This window comes from Candidatus Melainabacteria bacterium (assembly GCA_016193285.1).
Lineage (GTDB): Bacteria > Cyanobacteriota > Vampirovibrionia > 2-02-FULL-35-15 > 2-02-FULL-35-15 > JACPSL01.
In genome coordinates, this window is the sequence record JACPSL010000028.1 from 1 (window position 1) to 19,394 (window position 19,394).

Below are 19,394 nucleotides of genomic sequence, written 5' to 3' on the forward strand. Positions count from 1 at the left end.
ATACTTTTTGGTAGAAAGTTTATCTGTTCTCTGTTACCGCATATTAGTGCCATCTCGTTAACTCCTATCTTTTCTTACACCTATTAAATTTTAATCCTTGATTCTAATAAAATCTTCCTTTATGACACAGTCTGAATGACGTTACAAGATTGCAAGAAAGCTTAAAAAGATTTAATCTTTTAGAGGAGCAAGGTTTGATATTCTATTTATAAACTGGTTATTAAAGAATATATTCAAGGAGGCAAGAAATGATTATTGGAGGAGCAACAGAAAGTCAATTTAACCGCTTAGGTGTTGAAAGTAAAAGTGGCCCAAAACTGGGCCTACACTTACACCATAGTGATGAAACTGATTCAACTGGAGGTGGCATTAGAAGCAGTGTTAGTTCTAAAGTGCAAAAATATATTAAAGATTTAAATGGAGATAGAGATGTTCGTAAATGGGCAGCACTTGCTCTTGGGAGAATTGGAAAAGAAAAGCCCAGTGAAGTAATTGAAGCATTGATCAGAACTATTGAGCAAATGAAATAAAAGAAAAGAAATGGTTATAAGAGAAGTAGTTAAATATTGAATTTGTGGTATGTTATATCATGAAGATATGAAGTGGTACCTAAAATATTCATGATAAAACGAGGTTTAAAATTAGAAAAAAAACCTAAGATCAGCTTTTTTTTATGGGGGCCGAGGCAAACAGGGAAAAGCTCACTACTAAAAGCTACATATCCTGACTCAAGGTATGTAGATTTGTTAAATGCTAATGTTTACATAAAGTATTTAAACAAGCCTCATTTACTAAGAGAAGAAATTGTAGCAAAAAAAGGACAGATTATTAGCCCTGTTGTAATTGATGAAATCCAAAAAGTTCCAATGCTTTTAGATGAAGTTCATTGGATGATTGAAAATCTTGGAATTAGATTTTCCCTTTGTGGTAGTAGCGCTAGAAAATTAAAACGTGGACATGCAAATCTTTTAGGTGGAAGAGCTATAAGATATGAGCTATTTGGTTTTAGTGCAAATGAGTTAGGTACAGAATTCGATTTAATAAACATGCTTAATAACGGTTATCTACCAAGACATTATTTAACCAGTGGTCCAAAAAAACTTTTACATTCTTATATAACAGATTATTTAAAAGAAGAAATTGCAGAAGAGGGCATAGTAAGAAATATACCTGGCTTTTCAAATTTTTTAGAAATTGTTTCTTTGAGTGATACTGAAATCATTAGCTTTACTAACATTGCGCGAGAATGTGCTGTTTCAAGCTTTACTGTTAAAGAACATTTTCAAATATTGATAGATACACTTCTTGGAAGGTTTCTAAATGCCTATACTAAGAGACCTAAAAGAAGAATTATACAAGCGCCAAAATTTTATTTCTATGATGTCGGGGTAGTTAATACATTGGCAAGAAGAGGAAAAATTGTTCCTAAATCAGAGCTATTTGGAAAAGCGTTTGAGAACTGGGTCTTTCATGAATTAAGTGCGTATAATTCTTATAAAGATAAATTTTATGATTTTAGTTATTGGAGACTTACTACTGGTGTAGAAGTAGATTTCATTATAAACAACATGGAATATGCTATTGAGGCAAAAAGCAAAGAATATATTACTGATAATGATTTAAAAGGCTTGAGAGAATTAGTAAAAGATTATAAGTCAGTTAAAAAAAGAATAGTTGTTTCGCTTAGTGATGCAGATAGAATGACAAGTGATAACATTTTAATTTTAGGCTATAAAAGTTTTATTGAAAAACTATGGAATGATGAGCTAATGGCTTAATGGCATTCTATTCGCACATATTGAATAAACATTTCAAGTACAGAGATTAGAAAATCTTTATAATTTTTTTATCATTCGAGCAAGAAAGCTTAGAAAGATTTAATCTTTTAGAGGAGCAAGATTTGATATTCTATTTATAAACTGGTTATTAAAGAATAATATTCAAGGAGGCAAAAATGATCATTAAAGGAGTAACAGGAGTAGAAATAAATCCATTTAACCATTTGCATTTTGAAAGTAAAAGTGGCCCAAAACCGGGCTTACACTTACACCATAGTGATGAAACTGATTCAACTGGAGGTGGCATTAGAAGCAGTGTTAGTTCTAAAGTGCAAAAATATATTAAAGATTTAAAAGATAAAGATGTGCATGTTCGAATAAATGCAGCAATTGCTCTTGGGGGAATTGGAAAAGAAGCTGCCCTGGCAGTTCCTGCATTAATTAAGGCTTTAAAAGATGAAAGTAAATATGTTCGAATAAATGCAGCATTTGCTCTTGGAGAAATTGAAGGAGAAGCAGCCTCCGCAGTCCCTGCATTAATCGAGGCTTTAAAAGATACCAGTGAAGATGTTCGTAGATGGGCAGCATTTGCTCTTGAGAAAATTGGTGCAGAAAAAAACCAGATATCTTTTTACACAAGTAACTATTGAAGCATAATTTAAAGGAGGCAAGAAATGATTATTAGAGGAGCAATAGAAAGTCAATTTAACCGCTCAGGTGTTGAAAGTAAAAGTGGCCCAAACCCAAGCTTACACTTACACCATAGTGATGAAACTGATTTAACTGGAGGTGGCATTAGAAGCAGTGTTAATTATAAAGTGCAAGAACATATTAAAGATTTAAAAGATAACGATGTGCATGTTCGAATAAATGCAGCAATTGCTCTTGGAGGAATTGGAAAAGAAGAAGCAGCCCCGGCAGTCCCTGCATTAACTAAGGCTTTAAAAAAAGATGAAGATAAATATGTTCGTGCAGAAGCAGCATTTGCTCTTGGGGGAATTGGAAAAGAAGCTGCCCCGGCAGTCCCTACATTAGCTGAGGCTTTAAAAGATAAAAGTGAATGTGTTTGTGAAGATGCAGCAAATGCTCTTGGGGAAATTGGAAAAGAAGCCCCTCAGATAGTAGTCCCTGCATTAATCGAGGCTTTAAAAGATAAAGATGGAGATGTTCGTAAATGGGCAGCAAATGCTCTTGGGGAAATTGGAAAAGAAGCAGTCCCGGCAATCCCTGTATTAATCAAGGCTTTAAAAGACAACAATGAACATGTTAGAGAATATGTAGCATTTGCTCTTGGGGAAATTGGAAAAGAAGCTGCCCCGGCAGTCTCTGCATTAGCTGAGGCTTTATTAAAAGATAAAAGTGGACGTGTTAGAGAATATGTAGCATTTGCTCTTGGGGAAATTGGAAAAGAAGCTGCCCAGGCAGTTTCTGCATTAACTGAGGCTTTAAAAGACAACAATGAATATGTTAGAAAATATGCAGCATTTGCTCTTGGAGAAATTGAAAAAGGAAAATCATAAAGCTTTAGATTGAACCTCTTTTTGTACCGCAGGATCATTTCTTAAAAGCTGAATAGCTAAATTTAAAATTCTTTTATTTCCTTTAATTGACATAAAGACAGCAAGATCACTTACCGTGGCTTCATCTAAAGGTTTTCTACCATCAAGTAACTCAAGGCTTATCCCTTTTTTATCTAGACACTCTTTTATGAGAGAAAAAAGAGCAAAAATTGTTTGTTTACTTAAAGGGTGAGTAGTCTTGTCTTCTAACAAGTCCATAAACTTATTTTGAAGAAGCAAAGAACCTAGCTTGTAACCGTTCTCGTCAGATTTTTGTCTTCGAGGTTTTGATATTAAAACCTTACTAGTAGAATCCATGAAACTATAATTTTATTCCTCTTGTTCTTCTACAAGTTCATACAACTCGCTTGCAATTTCTTCTAACCCATCAATTAGCTCATCATCGTTTTGAGCTTCAATTGAATCAATTGCATCACTGATTGCCATAAGTGCACGGCCAATGGCTGCTTTTAATTCTCCAGATTCTAGTGACCAGTCTGATGCTATGTCAATAATATTTGATTTATTTAAAGCCATAAATATCCTCCACTATCAATTCTTAGAAAAAATTTTTTTTACGTTTTCAATAAAGTAATTTATTTGTTCCATATCATTCATCTCAGTTACTGCAATTAACACCTGGCTTGTTTTATAACCGTCTATCCCATTTAAGTCAAGTCCTGGAAGTATATTCTTTTCAGTAAGCTTAGATATAAACTCTGAAGCACTTATTGGTATTTCTAATATGAACTCATTAAAAAATGGTGCTGTAAATGCAAGATGACAGTTTTTATTAGGTTTTATGCTGATCTTTTCTAGTTCACTGGCTAAATAGTGGGCATAGCTACATGATATTTCAGCAATTCTCCTTAAACCAAATGGGCCCATGTATGTTAAGTAAACTAAAACTGCAAGTGCATTGAGAGATTGATTAGTACAAATATTGCTTGTAGCATGCTCACGTCTAATATGTTGCTCACGTGTTTGTAAAGTTAAAGTAAATGCTCTATTTCCTTTTAAATCTTTAGTAAGTCCAACTATTTTCCCGGGGAGTTGTCTTGTAAATTCTTTTTTACATGCTATGAAACCAATATGTGGGCCCCCATAGTTTAAATGATTTCCCAATGCTTGGCCATCCCCAGTAACTATGTCTACCTCAAATTCGCCTGGAGGTTTTAATATTGCAAGACTTATTAAGTCAACTGAAGTAATAAGTAGTGCTCCCTTATTATGTACAATTTCGATAATGTCGTTAAGTGGTTCAATGCAACCTGCAAAGTTTGGATATGATACTGCTAAGCAAGCAGTGTTTTCATCAATTAGTTTTGTTAAATGATTTAAGTCAAGCGTACCTTTAGTGTTGTCAAAGTCTACAAGTTGTAGTTCTAAGTTTGCACCCCAGGCATAACTTTTACATACAGCAATTGCTTCAGGATTTATATTTTTTGAAATAAGTATTTTTTTTCGTTTTGTTATTCTGCATGCCATTAAAGCTGCTTCAATTACAGCAGTTGCACCATCATAGACAGAAGCATTTGCAACATCCATACTTGTTAAATTACATATAAGTGTTTGAAACTCGTATATTGCTTGCAGAGTACCTTGACTTGCCTCTGGTTGATAAGGGGTATAAGCTGTGTAGAATTCACTTTTTGAAATCACCTCATTTACAACGCTTGGTATAAATCTATAAGTTGCACCGCCTCCACAAAATGATATTTGTTTATGTAAAGGTAAATTTTTTGATGAAAACTTTTTAAACTCATTAATTATTTCAAGTTCAGATTTTCCACTTGGCAAATTAAGCTCAAAATTTTTAAGTTCTTTTGGGATCCCTTTTAATAAATCTTCAATTGAATCCTTTCTTAAGAAGTTAAGCATTTCTTTTCTATCTTCATCAGTATGTGGAAGATATGGTATTGGTCTTGTAGCTTTTAGAGTTTTAATTTTTTCTTCTTTCGTAATTGTTGTTTCCATAACTATCAATTATTAATTGTCAATTCTCAATTGTCAATATTATAAGTTCTATAAAAGCTCAAACAATTCTTGCCATGGAATAATTGTAATCCCACCATCCACATATTTTTTTGTTACAAGAGAAGCACAGATTAATTTTACTTTTGAATCTATGTCTAAAAATGATTTTAATCCTTTCAAATTACTTAAAGAAGGATTAGTGCTAGCTTTTATTTCTACTGCATGTCTTTGTTTTCCAGGCATCTCAATTATTATATCTACTTCTGCACCTGCAGATGTTCGATAAAAGCTAAACTCCATATCTTTTTTGTGTAATTTAGAGAATTTAATTAATTCAAGAATTAAAAAATGTTCGAATACTTTTCCAAATTCAGAGCTACCTGATTGAATATCCAGATTTAATTTCCCTTGCAACGCTCTTGTTACACCGGTATCAAAAAAATAAAACTTGGGATGAGAAACCAGCCTTTTACGTGCAGATTTTGAAAATGGGAATAAATAAAATCCAATTAATGTATCTTCCAATACTTGGAAAAATTCTCTTACAGTATTTCTGTCATTCCCTGTTTCTCTTCCAATATTTGTACAATTTATTATTTCTCCATTATTTTCAGCTGCAATTTTTAAAAATCTTATAAACCCATTAATATTTCTAATTAATGCTTCTGCTTTAATCTCTTGCTGTAAGTATGTTTCTGTATATGAGCGAAGCAGATCCTTGCAAAATTCTAAGTTTTCCTCAGAATAAATTTTAGGGAGTGTGCCAAATCTAAGTGCTTTTTCAAGATTCAAATTACTGCCAATTTCTCTATAGCTTAAGGGATACATATACAATGTAAGTGCTCTTCCACCGAGCATGTTTGAATCAAAACGTTTTAATTTTCTTGCACTACTACCACTTAAACAAAATAAAGGTGGACTGTCAATATTTTCTAGCAGGTAATGAACTTCATTTAAAATTTCAGGTATTCTTTGGACCTCGTCTACAATAATATATTTTTTGGATTTGTTTCTATGAATGATTTCTTTTCTAAACAGCGTGGTATCTGAGCTGTACTTTATATATTCTTCATTTTTCAAAAAATCATAATAAAGTGTTTCTAATTCTTTAAACTCTTGTTTTAAAAAGGTGCTTTTTCCAACTTGTCTCGGACCAAATAGAAAAAAACTATATTTCTTACTAACTTTTAATTCCCTTTTATACAGTATATTCTGCAAATCGTTATCCATAGCAGCATTATACCATGTAAAACGTTAAATTAATCAGCGAATTACAAGATCCCCAGAAACAAGTAGGGGTTAGATCTGCAGATCTGACTCCTACTCTTACTCAATTTTTATTTGACGCAAAGATAAGTAGATATAAAAGTGCCATTCTTACTGCAACACCATTTGATACTTGTTGATTAATTAAAGAATATTTTACATCATCAGCTAATTCTGATGTAATCTCAATTCCTCTATTCATAGGGCCCGGATGTAGAACCTTTACGTCTTTTTTAGCAAGCTTTAATTTATCATGGTCTAACCCATAAAGTCTGTTGTATTCATCAAGTGAAGGAATTAAACCTTTACTTTGTCTTTCTGTTTGTAATCTTAAAACCATAATTATATCTGCATCTGAAATTGCATTTTTTAAATCCCAATGTATTTTTGTCCCGAACTCACTAAATGTTTGAGGCAATAAGGTTGGTGGGCCACAAAGATGAATATCCATTCCAAATTTTTGTAATAGCCATATGTTTGATCTTGCAACTCTGCTATGCAAAACATCACCTACAATTGCTATTTTTTTATTTTTTAAATCATTAAATACTTCTTTAATTGTATATAAATCAAGCAATGCCTGAGTAGGATGTTCATTGGATCCATCTCCTGCATTTATTAATGAAATGTTTGTAGGCAGGTATTTTGACAATTGATATGGAACTCCAGAATGTGGATGCCTGATTATTACTGCATCAGCTCCCATCTGGATTAATGTTTGTGCAGTATCTTGAAGTGTCTCGCCTTTTTGAACAGAAGAAGTTGATATTGAAAAATTAGTAACATCAGCTGATAAATACTTACCTGCTAATTCAAAGCTTGATCTAGTCCTTGTACTATTTTCATAAAATAAATTAATTACTACTTTTCCTCTAAGAGTAGGGACCTTTTTAACAGCTCGTGTAAGTATTTCTGAAAATGACTTAGCTGTATTTAAAATTAAATTAATTTCTTCAACTGATAAATCCTTTGTAGTAAGTAAACTTTTTCTTGTCCAGTTAAAATCTTCTTTCTTTAAAATCTCAATGTCAAAGTCTTCAAGTTGAATGTTTTTTTCTTCTTTCTTCTCTGCTTCTTTGCTTCTTTTCATTTCTTTAAGTTAATTAGTAGAATTATTATACAAGTTTTAAACATAGCATGGTTTGCGTGCTTCTTTAGGTGCTTTACATTCATCTAGTAAGTTATCATCTTCAGTTCTTGCTTTTTCTTTTACAGTTTGCTTCATCCAGGTTTCTCTTATACCCCATGAACCAGTTGCTGTTTGAAGCTTTTCAACTATTCCTTCTAATTTCCAAAACGTTTTAGATAGTTCATCATTACCAATGGCTCTGAAAAATGCTGCTCCAAGTGAAAGTGGTGCACATAAAAATCTAAATACTCTACTTCCAAACTTTTGGGTATTATAAAGTGTCTCATCAATTTTTTTACTTGTTCCTTTTAAATCCTCACTAACTGACAAGAGATCTCCACCTTCTTCTTTCTCTCCTTTTAATGAGCCATACCTGTAAGCCCATGTTGCATAATTTGTAAATCCTAAAGTGTCAATTGTTTTACATAACCCATCACTAAGTTCTACTCCGAATAATCTACAAGTTGCTAGTGACCTTGTAATTGCATTTGGGATTAAAGTAAATCCATCAAATAATTCTGCGTAAGCTCTAAGTGTGTTATCCGGATGATGAGCTTTTTGTACCTGAGACTTGTTATATTTTCTAAGCCATAAATTATTTAAGTTCATAAGACCAAATATAAAGTTTTGATTTAACATCCACTCTTGATAAAACTTAAATGACTTATCAAAAAAATCATCATTTTTTGTAAGCCAGCCAGCAACCATTCCAAGCCCACCGCCACCATAAAAAATACTTACAAGAGATCCTGCCCAAACTCTTAAGTGCTCATTTACATTGAACAAAGTTTTTACTATATCTGGTGCACTGTTACCTTCAAGCGTTCTTCTATTAGGTGCTAGTGGTCTATAACCAGTATAAACAGCAGGCCATATGGTTCCATACCAGGCTTTTGCAAGTTTGTTGAAGCTTTCATTAAATAGTCCAAGAAATTGTAGTGGTGAATGTAAAAACCACAATGACTTTGCAGAGTTTAAAATAAGTCCTTTTGTTTTAATTGCAAGTTCTGAATAACCATTTTCACTACATACTTTATCTGTTCCAGAAAACCATTCGCATATTTTATTAAAGTTAGGATAAATTAAATTCCCGGCATTAGGAGTAAAGTAAATACTTGGGGTTACACCCTTTGTTTGAATCATATTTTTTATTTTTTAATTTAGTAACCTTAACTTTTTCAGAGATATTACTCTTGGTACGATTAAGATGATTATGTTATGTATATCCCTATATTTGACTAGTGTTTGTGAACAAAAATAAAAGTACAATAAGCTTTGTAAAGTACTCTTTCAAAAGAATTAAAAAAATATAAGTAAGTGGTAAAGAAAATGAAAGTAATATTTTTAGGTACACCAGATTTTGCAATTCCTTCACTTGAAGCTTTAATTAAAACTTTTTGGATTGAGTTAATTGCTATTTGTACTCAAACGGATAAAGAAGCAGGACGAGGAAAAGAAATTCAAGAACCTCCTGTAAAAAAATTTGCTAAAGAACATAACTTACTTTGTCTTCAGACTAAGAAGATTGCAAAAGAAGAAGATGTTATTCAAAAAATAAAGGACCTCAAGCCAGAAATTATGATTACATGTGCATTTGGACAGATTTTAAGCCAAGAGATTTTAGATATTCCTACTCTCGGTGTAATAAATGTTCATGCATCTCTTTTACCAAAATACAGAGGAGCTGCACCAATAAACTGGGCAATTTTAAGTGGTGAAAAAGAAACAGGAATTACAATTATGAAAACCACTGTTGGTCTTGATTCAGGGCCAATTATTTTACAAGAAAAGTGTGAGATAAATGATGATGAGACTTCTAGCGAGTTATCAAAAAAATTAAGCATGCTTGGTGCAAGTTCTCTCATTAAAGCACTTGAGCTAATTAAAGATGGTGGAGCAAAATTTATTTCGCAGGATGATTCAAAGGCTACAAAAGCACCAATGCTAAAAAAAGAATTAGGATTAATTGACTGGAGTAAAACAGCACAAGAAATTCATAACAAGATTCGTGGTCTTCAGCCATGGCCTTCTGCGTTTACATATTATCATGGGAAAATAATTAAATTATGGGCTAGCAGAGACGCGATGAATCGCGTCTCTGCTACGGACGATCAACAAAAAATTCTCTCCGGAACAATAACAGAAATATCTGATTATCTAAAAGTAAAAACTAATGATGGGTATATCAATATATATAAGCTACAATCAGAAAATAAAAAAATTGTTAATGCTAAAGATTGGGCTAATGGGGCAAGAATAAAAGTAGGAGATAAGTTTGAGTAAGTTGCGTATAATGATAAGTATGGAGGGTAAGAAAAATGTTAACGTTACTTTGGATAACTGGAATTTTATTAATCATTCTTCCACAGCTTTGGGTTAGAAGCACACTAAGTAAGTATGCGAATGAACCATCAACTATTGGAAGAACTGGTGCTGAAATTGCAAGAGAAATTTTAAATAGAAATGGTTTAAATAATGTTGTAGTTGAAACAACAAATCAAGGTGATCACTATGATCCATTAGCAAAAGCAGTAAGACTTAGTGAAAATTTTTATAACGGAAGATCCTTAACTGCAGTAACAGTAGCTGCACATGAATGTGGACATGCGATTCAAGATGCAGAAAATTATGGTTTTATGAAGTTAAGGACAGCAATTACACCAATTGTGCAAATATGTCAGTTTGGCCCTTATTTACTAATGTTTAGTTTAATGCTAACTGCATTTTTAGCAGGCCCTATTTGGAAACTCACAGCTCTTATTGGGCTTTTAATGTACACTGGAATTTTCTTTTTCCAATTAATTACTCTTCCAGTAGAACTTGATGCAAGCTTTGCTCGTGCTGTGCCAGTTTTAGAAGGTTCAGGATACATATCACCAGATGAAAAAGAAAATGCAAGTAAAATTCTTAAAGCATGTGCATTCACTTATGTAGCAGCTGCATTATTTAGCTTAATAGAAATCTTACGCTGGGCAATAATTTTGTTTAGTAATAGAAGTAGAAATTAAATCTTATTCATTCTTACTCACTAGCACAAGTAGGGTCTGAACATTCTTCTGGACTATTAGCTAAGTCACATTGATATTCATTACATTTTTTGTAAAGCTTTTCACCTGTTCTAAGTGTAATTACTGCACAGTCACCACAGGCTTTGCATGTAGAACCTTGGATATTTGTTGTAGCATCTGTGCATTCTTCATCTGGTGTTTTTGAAAAAGTTAACTGACTACTTGAATATAGAAATAATATTCCTAGAAAGAGTGTTGTTAAAAGCCTTAAATTCATAGCCTTCTCCTTATGGTTAATAAATATATAGACAAAAATTCTTAAAATTAAACTAATCTAGATTGACTCAGGGGTATCACATCCATCAAATGGGGGAGTTTTTTAACCCTTATTTTAAAAATGGGTTTACTCCCACTCAATAGTTGATGGTGGTTTAGAAGTTATGTCGTATACTACTCTATTTATTCCACTAACTTCATTTACAAGACGGGTACTGATTTTTTCTAAAACATCATAAGGTAATTTTGCCCAGTCTGCAGTCATCCCATCTTCACTTGTTATTGCACGTAAGACTATTGGATTTAAATATGTTCTTTTATCTCCCATAACACCTACACTTTGAACTACTGGTAAAAGAACCCCAAAAACTTGCCACACTGAATTATATAAACCTGCTTTATTTATTTCATCGCGAATTATTGAATCTGCTTCACGAAGTATTTTTAATCTTTCTTTAGTTACTTCACCAATTATTCTAATTGCTAAACCAGGTCCAGGAAAAGGATGTCTTTCAATTATTCTTTTAGGTACACCAAGTTGTTTAGCTACTTTTCTAACCTCATCCTTAAATAATTTTCTAAATGGTTCAATTAATTTGAACTGTAAGTCTACAGGTAATCCACCTACATTATGGTGAGACTTTATTTTTACTGCAACTCTTTCACCAGTTTTTAGATCTGTGCTTGAACCTGCAGATTCAATTACATCAGGATAAAGCGTTCCTTGAGCTAAATAATCAAAAGGCCCAATTTTTTTAGATTCTTCTTCAAAAACTCTTATAAACTCTCTGCCTATTATTTTTCTTTTTTCTTCTGGATCAATAATTCCTTTAAGTGCATTAATAAATCGATCTATTGCATTTACATAGTGAACTTTAATATGGAACTCATTTTGAAAAGTGGTTAACAATCTTTCAGGTTCACTTTTTCTCATGAAACCTTGATCTATAAACATGCAAGTTAGATTTTCACTAATTGCTTTATGAAGTAAAAAAGCAAGTGTTGAACTATCTACACCACCTGAAAGAGCAAGTAATACTTTTTTGTTTTCTACCTTTGCTTTTATTTGAAAAATGGAGTCTTCAATAAACCTATTCATAGTCCAGGATGGTTTCGCTCCACAAATATTAATTACAAAGTTCCTTAAGATTTCTTGCCCATTCATTGTGTGAATGACTTCAGGATGAAACTGCACCCCGTAAAGTTTTTTTTCATGATTTGAAATTGCTGCACAAGATGTATTTTTAGTTTTTGCACTAGCTATAAAACCTGGTGGTAACTCTGTTACACTATCTCCATGACTCATCCAGCTTACAAACTTGCTCTCAAGATCTAAAAACAATTTATCTTTTGGATTTACTTCTAAAATTGATTTTCCATATTCATGTTTTTCAGCTTGAATAACTTTCCCGCCTAATGCTTTTGTCATAAGTTGCATTCCATAACAAACGCCAAGTATTGGAATCCCAAGATTAAAAATTTCTATGTCACAATTTGGAGCACCTTTGTCATAAACACTATTTGGACCACCTGATAAAATAATTCCTTTTGGTGCTAATTTTTGAATTTCTTCTTTAGTTCTACTACAAGGAATTAATTCAGAATAAACATTTAATTCTCTTACACGTCTTGCAATGAGTTCTGAATACTGAGATCCAAAATCTAAAACAATAATTGAATCCAAGAACTCAATATTATTCTTTGTTAATTGCTCTTGTGTTTTTTGTTTAGTTAGTTCCATGTCTTGTTTTTGTAATTGTATAGTAATGCTCAAAAGTTTTGTACTGTGTAACATGTCATTGCCATAGATGTTACCTTAAGGCTCTATATGAACAGTAACTTTACAGTCTCCAAAATCTTCTTTTAATTTTTCTTCTACTTTATCAGCAATTTGATGGGCTCCATAAAGATCTTTAGGTGAAACTTTAATAGTACATTCAATATATGCAGAGTGTGGGCTATGCCTGGAATAAATATCGTAGCAGTCAGTTGTACCACTGACAGATAAAACAGATTTTAAAATTTCTTTTGGATCCATCCATCTTTCATCTACAAGAATTGGTACTGTACTTATAATAATTTCATAAGCTGCTTTTCCAATAAGTCCTGCAATTACAATTGCAACAACAGGATCAACCCAGTACATTTCACGAGCAATTAGAAATTGTGAGATTAAAACAGAACTTGTAATTAAAACATCAGAGCCAGTATGTGATGAATCTGCAACCAAAAAATCACTTTTTAACCCTTTTCCTTTATTTCTTTCATAAGTCCAAACAATTAAATTTAAAACCAGTGTCAAGATTAATAACCAAACAACTTCTTGACTAAATAAAGGTAACTTAACAGGATGAATTAATCTATCTACAGAACTTTGAATTATCTCAACTGCAGCAACTGCTAAAAAAACAACAATTGCAAATGCTGCAAGTGTTTCAAACTTTCCATGTCCATATGGATGCTTCTTGTCTGGTGGTTCAAATGCATACTTTAAGACTACTAGTCCTACAATGTTATTTAAAGTGTCACTGGCAGAATGTGCAGCATCTCCTAAGATACTTAATGACCTTGTAACAATACCAGCAAATATTTTTATTAATAAAACAATTAAATTTAAAATTAAAATTACCCAAAGTACAAATTTGGTTTCAAAAAAATATTTGTTAGCATCACTCCCTTTTTCCATACCATATATACTATTCTTCTCTTCAATATTAACGATTTAATATTACAAAGAAACAAATTCTTTATTTAAAAGTCAGTTTAAGAGCTTATGTTAATAAACGAAATCTTATTTGTTGTCATACTCTTCTTTCTTGTTTTAGTTCTAGCTGTACCACTTGGAGAATACATTGCAAAAGTATTTAAAGGTGAAAACACATTTAGTAAATTTTTATTTGAGTGGTTTGAGAAATTAATTTATAAGATATCTGGCATTAATGCAAATAAAGAAATGTCATGGAAAACTTATATGTTTTCTCTTTTAGTTTTTAGTGTATTGAACATTATTTTTCTTTTTTTACTTCAGGAGCTACAAGGTTATCTACCTTTAAATCATAAGCATTTGGGTCCTGTAAGATGGGATACTGCTTTAAATGCAGCTATATCTTTTGTTACTAATACAAATTGGCAGTCTTATAGTGGTGAAAAAACAATGAGCTATCTTACACAAATGCTTGGTTTTGCTGTGCAGAATTTTATTTCAGCAGCAGTTGGAATTGCTGTTTGTATTGCTTTTATCCGTGGTTTTGCAAGACCTAGTATAAATACAATTGGAAACTTTTACGTAGACTTAACACGTGGGATAGTTTATATCTTGTTACCACTGTCAATAATATTAGCTTTTATTTTTATTTCAGAAGGAGTAATTCAATCACTTAAGCCCTATGTAATGGCACAAACTCTTGAAGGAAATAACCAAACAATACCACTTGGTCCAGTGGCATCACAAATTGCCATAAAGTTTTTAGGAACAAATGGTGGTGGGTTTTTTAATGCAAACTCAGCTCACCCATTTGAGAATCCTACACCAGTTACTAACTTTCTTGGAATCTTAGCACTGCTACTTATACCAATTGCAATGCCATTTACTTTTGGTGCAATGATAAACTCCAGAAGACAAGGATGGTCAATTTTTTCAACAATGTCTATTTTGTTTTTAGTAGAATTTTTTATAGCAACTTACTTTGAATTACAAGGAAATCCACTGCTTAAACAATTAGGTGTAACTGGCGGAACTAATATGGAAGGAAAAGAAGTTAGATTTGGAATAATTTCTTCAGTTCTTTTTGCTCATAGCACTACATCGACTGCTTGTGGTGGAGTATGTAGTATGCATGATAGCTTTACTCCTCTTTCAGGATTAATTCTTTTATTTAATATGGGTATTGGTGAAGTAATTTTTGGTGGCGTTGGTGTTGGACTTATTGGTTTACTTATTTATGCAGTCCTTACAATGTTTATTGTTGGTTTAATGATAGGAAGAAGTCCTGAGTTTCTTGGCAAAAAGCTGGAGCCATTTGAAATGTTAATGGCAGTTATCTGTCTTTTATCACCTCCATTATCAGTACTTATATTTGGAGGCATTGCTATTTCAATTGGCTCAGGACTATCATCATTAAACAATCTTGGACCACATGGACTATCTGAGATTCTTTATGCTTTTGCTTCTATGTCTGGAAATAACGGCTCAGCATTTGCTGGTTTAAATGCAAACACACCATTTTATAATCTTCTAGGTACACTTGCTATGCTTATCGGGAGATTTACTACTCTTATCCCAGCACTTGCAATTAGTGGCTCACTTTCACAAAAACGTTTTGTACCAAAAGGTTCAGCTACATTTACTACTGACATTCCTCTTTTTGTATGGCTGTTAGTTGTAGTAGTTATTATTATCGGAGGACTAACCTACCTTCCTGTTTTAACACTAGGACCAATACTTGAGCATATGTTAATGCATCTTGGTAATACTTTTTAAAAGTAACTTATGGAAAATAACAAAACAATTTGGGAATCCAAGTTATTTATAGAAGCTTTTAAAGAATCTTTCACTAAGTTAAATCCACTTAGTCTTAGGCGAAACATTGTAATGTTTGTAGCTGAAATAGGTGCGTTAATTACAACTATTGTAACTGTACAAAACATAATTAATCATGCAAGTTTCTTTTTGAATTTTCAAATAGCTTTATGGCTTTGGTTTACTATCTTGTTTGCTAATTTTGCAGAATCACTTGCTGAAGGCCGAAGTAAAGCACAAGCAAGATCTCTTCAAGCAACCCGTACTGAAACTTTTGGAAATAAGTTATTGACAAATGGAACCATAGAAAATATTTCTGCTATGTCCTTAAGAAAAGGAGATATTGTTTTAGTTCATGAAGGAGAAATAATGCCAGGAGATGGTGAAATTATTCATGGAGCAGCACTTATTGATGAATCAGCAATTACAGGTGAATCTGCTGCTGTCTTAAGAGAAGCAGGTGGTGACAAAGATGCTGTAACAATAGGAACAAGGGTAATTTCAGGTGAAATAAAAGTCAGGATAACTGCTGATCCTGGCGACACTTTTCTTGACCATATGATTGCAATGGTAGAAAGTGCTTATAGGCAAAAAACACCAAGTGAGGTTGCTCTGGAAATTTTATTAATTGGGATGACTGTTGTATTTGTAGTTGTTATAGTCACACTAAGCAGCTTTGCTAGCTATCTAAACATAGCTATTAGTGTAACTATTCTTATCTCACTTTTAGTATGCCTTATGCCAACAACAATTGGTGGACTACTGCCAGCTATTGGGATAGCAGGGATGGAGCGATTAGTTAGAAACAATGTAATTGCAATAAGCGGAAGAGCAATTGAAGCATCAGGTGATGTTGATGTTGTCTTGCTTGATAAGACTGGAACAATTACTCTTGGAAATAGAATTGCTTCTAGCTTTATTCCTTGTGATGGAACAGATGAATCTTTTCTGGCTGAAATGGCATTACTATCTTCTATGGCAGATGAAACAGCAGAAGGTAGAAGTATAGTAACTCTAGCTAAAAACAAACTTGGTGTAAGGGGAAAAGATATTCAGGTTCCAGATGGAGCTCTTTTTGTACCTTTTAGTGTTCATACCCGAATGAGCGGGCTTGATTATGCAGATGGTGAAATACGAAAAGGTGCATATGACGCAATAGAAAAATTTGTTACTAAGCACTCTGGTTCTATTTCAAATAGGATAAAAGAACAAGTAGAAATTATTGCTAAAGAAGGAGGAACACCACTTGTTGTTGCAAGTGGAGGAAAAGCAATAGGAGTGATATATCTAAAAGATATTATTAAACATGGAATTAAAGAAAGATTATCTGAGCTGCGGAAACTAGGAATCCGTTCAGTAATGATAACTGGTGATAATCCACTTACTGCAGCTACTATTGCAAAAGAATCTGGTGTTGATGATTTTATTAGTGAAGCTAAACCTGAAATTAAGTTAAAGCTAATAAGAGAATATCAAAGCAAGGGATACCTTGTTGCAATGATTGGAGATGGAACAAATGATGCACCTGCACTTGCACAAGCAGATGTTGGTGTTGCAATGAATGCAGGTACACAAGCAGCCAGGGAAGCTTCAAATATGATTGATTTAGATTCTAGTCCTACAAAAATAATAAGCATTGTTGAAATTGGGAAACAAATACTTATTACACGTGGTTCATTAACTACATTTAGTATTGCAAATGATGTATCAAAATATTTTGCAATAATACCTGCAATGTTTTCCTATCAATATCCAATGTTAAATTCACTAAACATTATGCACTTAACAACACCACACAGTGCAATCCTTTCAGCAGTTATATTTAATGCAATTATAATTCCAATGCTTATTCCACTAGCACTTAAAGGAGTTTATTTTAAAGCAGTAAAAGCAGAAAAGTTATTGTCTAATAATTTACTGATTTATGGAGCTGGTGGATTGTTCCTGCCATTTATAGTAATCAAATTATTAGATTTGTTACTTGTGTTCTTTCATTTAGTATGAAGGAGTAGAGAATAAAGATGCAAGAAATAAAAAGAGGATTAATAATATTTTTACTACTTACCATTTTAACTGGATTAATTTATCCGTTTTTAATTACTGGCATTGCACAATTGATATGGCCCTATAAAGCAAATGGGAGCTTGATTACAAAGGATGGCCATATAGTAGGTTCAAAACTAATTGGTCAAAAATTTTTAAGTCCAAGATATTTTCATGGTCGTCCTTCAAGTATCGATTACAAAGGAGATATCTCTGGTAGTAGTAACTTAGGACCAACAAGTAAAAAACTTTTAGAAGAAGTACAAAAGCAAATAAATAAAGTAAGAGAAGAAAACATGTTGCTGAATGATTTACTTATACCTCCTGACATTGTACTTTCTTCAGCAAGTGGGCTTGATCCTCATATAAGCCAAGAAGCAGCTTTTCTGCAAGCATTGAGAGTTGCAAAAGCTCGAGGTATTCCTGTAGAAAAAGTTCAGGAATTAATTTACAAAAACACAGAGCTGCCACAGTTTAAAATTTTTGATAAACCAAAAGTAAATGTGCTTACTCTTAATTTAGATTTGGAGTTACTGTTGAGTATGTTACAATGAAAACATTGTGAAGCTCATGTTAATTAGTTTTTTTGCTGCATTAGTGATAGTGTTAGTATCCAATATACATTCTAGAGCTTTTGAGCTGGGATCTATAGAGTTAAGAGAGGGTACTTATCAAGGAAAATTTTCTTATTTGCCTAAAGAAGCAAATAAGAAAAAGAGGTTTGAGAAAACATCCTCTGTGTTTGTAATCTCAGATATTTCCATAGTAGGATATGCATTTCTGGATAATTCTGACTTCCCATTTGCATTTTCCAATTTAGAGCAAATAAATCGTATAAAGTCATTTAATCCATGTAAAGGTTTTGATGAATTCAATCAACGTTTTTCTGCTATAAGCAGTTCTAAATTAAAAGTTTTATTAACTGATAATGGCAAAGTAGTAGGCAAGGGAATAGCCAAGCATATAAAAAAAGACGACACAAGTAAGCAAAGCAAGTTTCAAGGATCATATATTTTCAACGATGGTAAGATTTATAAAATACTAAGTATAGCTAGCGATGGTTCTATTATTATTCTTAGTACATCTACTTCTGAAGCTATTTGCACAGTAGGAGGATATGGAACCATTGATAACGATGGAAATATGGAAATAAATATATCTATCCCAGAATCATCATTTACAAGAACAGCAAAACTTACTAAGATCAATGAATCACAATATGAACTAACTACTGAATCATCTAGCAGCTCAACAATCTTTACAAAAATATAATTTTTTTTCTAGTGAAGTCATCATGTGTTATCTGTACTTCTAGCCTTAAATTTAAAAATGTTAACTAATATAAAGCATAAGAAAAAATTATTTAGAGAAACCAATATAATATGTAACAGTCTAACGAAACTTGTAGGAGAAAAGAAGGGACAACCATGAGAAGATATAAAACTATTTTTGTTTTAATTTGCAGTGTACTTTGGTTAACTAATATAGAAGTAAAAGCACAAACGTGTCCTCAAGCTACACCAATATTATGTTCAGATGGAACGTGCGCAGTAACCCAAGCAAGTTGTCCTTGTCCTGCTGCAACTCCTATTCGTTGTTCAGATGGAACATGCGCAGTAACCCAAGCAAGTTGCCCTTGTCCTGCTGCAACTCCTATTCGTTGTTCTGACGGCACTTGTGCAGTAGCACAAGCAAGTTGTCCTTCAACAGGTACATGTCCAACTGCAACTCCTATTCGTTGTTCAGATGGAACGTGCGCAGTAACCCAAGCAAGTTGCCCTTGTCCTGCTGCAACTCCTATTCGTTGTTCTGACGGCACTTGTGCAGTAGCACAAGCAA

Annotated in this window: 20 protein-coding genes; 10 read left to right on the forward strand and 10 right to left on the reverse strand. The window is 32.8% G+C overall.

Annotated features, from left to right (window positions below; genetic code table 11):
- The first annotated feature begins 248 nt into the window (after nt 1-248).
- The 4 genes from HYY52_05945 to HYY52_05960 all read left to right on the forward strand — a co-directional run bounded on the left by HYY52_05945 (nt 249) and on the right by HYY52_05960 (nt 3,298).
- Complete coding sequence (locus HYY52_05945) at nt 249-530, forward strand: hypothetical protein (GenBank protein ID MBI2996232.1); 282 nt, start codon at nt 249-251, stop codon at nt 528-530.
- A gap of 90 nt (nt 531-620) precedes the next feature.
- Nucleotides 621-1,778: an ATP-binding protein gene (locus HYY52_05950; GenBank protein MBI2996233.1), complete on the forward strand. Its 1,158-nt coding sequence runs from the start codon at nt 621-623 to the stop codon at nt 1,776-1,778.
- A 176-nt stretch (nt 1,779-1,954) separates the two neighbouring features.
- Complete coding sequence (locus HYY52_05955) at nt 1,955-2,428, forward strand: HEAT repeat domain-containing protein (protein ID MBI2996234.1); 474 nt, start codon at nt 1,955-1,957, stop codon at nt 2,426-2,428.
- Nucleotides 2,429-2,452: 24 nt separating this feature from the next.
- Complete coding sequence (locus tag HYY52_05960) at nt 2,453-3,298, forward strand: HEAT repeat domain-containing protein (protein MBI2996235.1); 846 nt, start codon at nt 2,453-2,455, stop codon at nt 3,296-3,298.
- Here HYY52_05960 and HYY52_05965 read toward each other — a convergent pair.
- The 6 genes from HYY52_05965 to HYY52_05990 all read right to left on the reverse strand — a co-directional run bounded on the left by HYY52_05965 (nt 3,293) and on the right by HYY52_05990 (nt 8,852).
- Entirely contained in the window at nt 3,293-3,655 is a 363-nt protein-coding gene (locus tag HYY52_05965; protein ID MBI2996236.1) for a hypothetical protein, read from the reverse strand. The two genes, HYY52_05960 and HYY52_05965, sit on opposite strands and share 6 nt — an antisense overlap.
- A gap of 12 nt (nt 3,656-3,667) precedes the next feature.
- Nucleotides 3,668-3,874 carry a hypothetical protein gene (locus HYY52_05970; GenBank protein MBI2996237.1) on the reverse strand — a complete coding sequence of 69 codons (207 nt, stop codon included), beginning with the start codon at nt 3,872-3,874 and terminating at the stop codon, nt 3,668-3,670.
- 15 nt (nt 3,875-3,889) lie between these two features.
- Complete coding sequence (gcvPA, locus tag HYY52_05975; GenBank protein ID MBI2996238.1) at nt 3,890-5,314, reverse strand: aminomethyl-transferring glycine dehydrogenase subunit GcvPA; 1,425 nt, start codon at nt 5,312-5,314, stop codon at nt 3,890-3,892.
- Nucleotides 5,315-5,362: 48 nt separating this feature from the next.
- A complete protein-coding gene (locus tag HYY52_05980) occupies nt 5,363-6,544 on the reverse strand; it encodes an ATP-binding protein (GenBank protein MBI2996239.1) in 1,182 nt (393 codons plus the stop codon).
- 100 nt (nt 6,545-6,644) lie between these two features.
- The gene (locus HYY52_05985; GenBank protein MBI2996240.1) at nt 6,645-7,670 is read right to left on the reverse strand and encodes an aspartate carbamoyltransferase catalytic subunit; all 1,026 of its coding nucleotides are present in this window, start codon (nt 7,668-7,670) and stop codon (nt 6,645-6,647) included.
- 36 nt (nt 7,671-7,706) lie between these two features.
- Complete coding sequence (locus HYY52_05990) at nt 7,707-8,852, reverse strand: hypothetical protein (GenBank protein MBI2996241.1); 1,146 nt, start codon at nt 8,850-8,852, stop codon at nt 7,707-7,709.
- Nucleotides 8,853-9,038: 186 nt separating this feature from the next.
- Here HYY52_05990 and HYY52_05995 point away from each other — a divergent pair, with 186 nt between their 5' ends.
- On the forward strand, nt 9,039-9,992 hold the full coding sequence (locus tag HYY52_05995; protein ID MBI2996242.1) for a methionyl-tRNA formyltransferase: 954 nt from the start codon (nt 9,039-9,041) through the stop codon (nt 9,990-9,992).
- 35 nt (nt 9,993-10,027) lie between these two features.
- Complete coding sequence (locus HYY52_06000; protein MBI2996243.1) at nt 10,028-10,717, forward strand: zinc metallopeptidase; 690 nt, start codon at nt 10,028-10,030, stop codon at nt 10,715-10,717.
- Nucleotides 10,718-10,730: 13 nt separating this feature from the next.
- On the opposite strand, the gene HYY52_06005 is transcribed toward HYY52_06000, so the two are convergent.
- From HYY52_06005 to HYY52_06015, 3 genes are all read right to left on the reverse strand, one after another.
- Nucleotides 10,731-10,994 carry a hypothetical protein gene (locus HYY52_06005; protein ID MBI2996244.1) on the reverse strand — a complete coding sequence of 88 codons (264 nt, stop codon included), beginning with the start codon at nt 10,992-10,994 and terminating at the stop codon, nt 10,731-10,733.
- A gap of 126 nt (nt 10,995-11,120) precedes the next feature.
- Nucleotides 11,121-12,734 (reverse strand): glutamine-hydrolyzing GMP synthase, encoded by a 1,614-nt coding sequence (gene guaA / locus HYY52_06010; protein MBI2996245.1) that lies wholly within the window; start codon nt 12,732-12,734, stop codon nt 11,121-11,123.
- A gap of 75 nt (nt 12,735-12,809) precedes the next feature.
- The gene (locus tag HYY52_06015) at nt 12,810-13,679 is read right to left on the reverse strand and encodes a cation transporter (GenBank protein ID MBI2996246.1); all 870 of its coding nucleotides are present in this window, start codon (nt 13,677-13,679) and stop codon (nt 12,810-12,812) included.
- Nucleotides 13,680-13,766: 87 nt separating this feature from the next.
- On the opposite strand from HYY52_06015, the gene kdpA reads away from it, so the two are divergent.
- From kdpA to HYY52_06035, 4 genes are read left to right on the forward strand one after another with little or no spacing between them, the layout of a single operon-like run.
- Nucleotides 13,767-15,473: a potassium-transporting ATPase subunit KdpA gene (kdpA, locus tag HYY52_06020; GenBank protein MBI2996247.1), complete on the forward strand. Its 1,707-nt coding sequence runs from the start codon at nt 13,767-13,769 to the stop codon at nt 15,471-15,473.
- Between the two features lie 9 nt (nt 15,474-15,482).
- Nucleotides 15,483-17,516, forward strand: coding sequence for a potassium-transporting ATPase subunit KdpB (gene kdpB, locus HYY52_06025; GenBank protein MBI2996248.1), 2,034 nt, complete (start codon nt 15,483-15,485; stop codon nt 17,514-17,516).
- A 17-nt stretch (nt 17,517-17,533) separates the two neighbouring features.
- Nucleotides 17,534-18,109: a potassium-transporting ATPase subunit KdpC gene (gene kdpC, locus HYY52_06030; protein MBI2996249.1), complete on the forward strand. Its 576-nt coding sequence runs from the start codon at nt 17,534-17,536 to the stop codon at nt 18,107-18,109.
- A 7-nt stretch (nt 18,110-18,116) separates the two neighbouring features.
- On the forward strand, nt 18,117-18,827 hold the full coding sequence (locus HYY52_06035) for a hypothetical protein (GenBank protein ID MBI2996250.1): 711 nt from the start codon (nt 18,117-18,119) through the stop codon (nt 18,825-18,827).
- Between the two features lie 238 nt (nt 18,828-19,065).
- Here HYY52_06035 and HYY52_06040 read toward each other — a convergent pair whose 3' ends face one another.
- Nucleotides 19,066-19,374 (reverse strand): hypothetical protein, encoded by a 309-nt coding sequence (locus HYY52_06040; protein MBI2996251.1) that lies wholly within the window; start codon nt 19,372-19,374, stop codon nt 19,066-19,068.
- Nucleotides 19,375-19,394 lie beyond the last annotated feature (20 nt).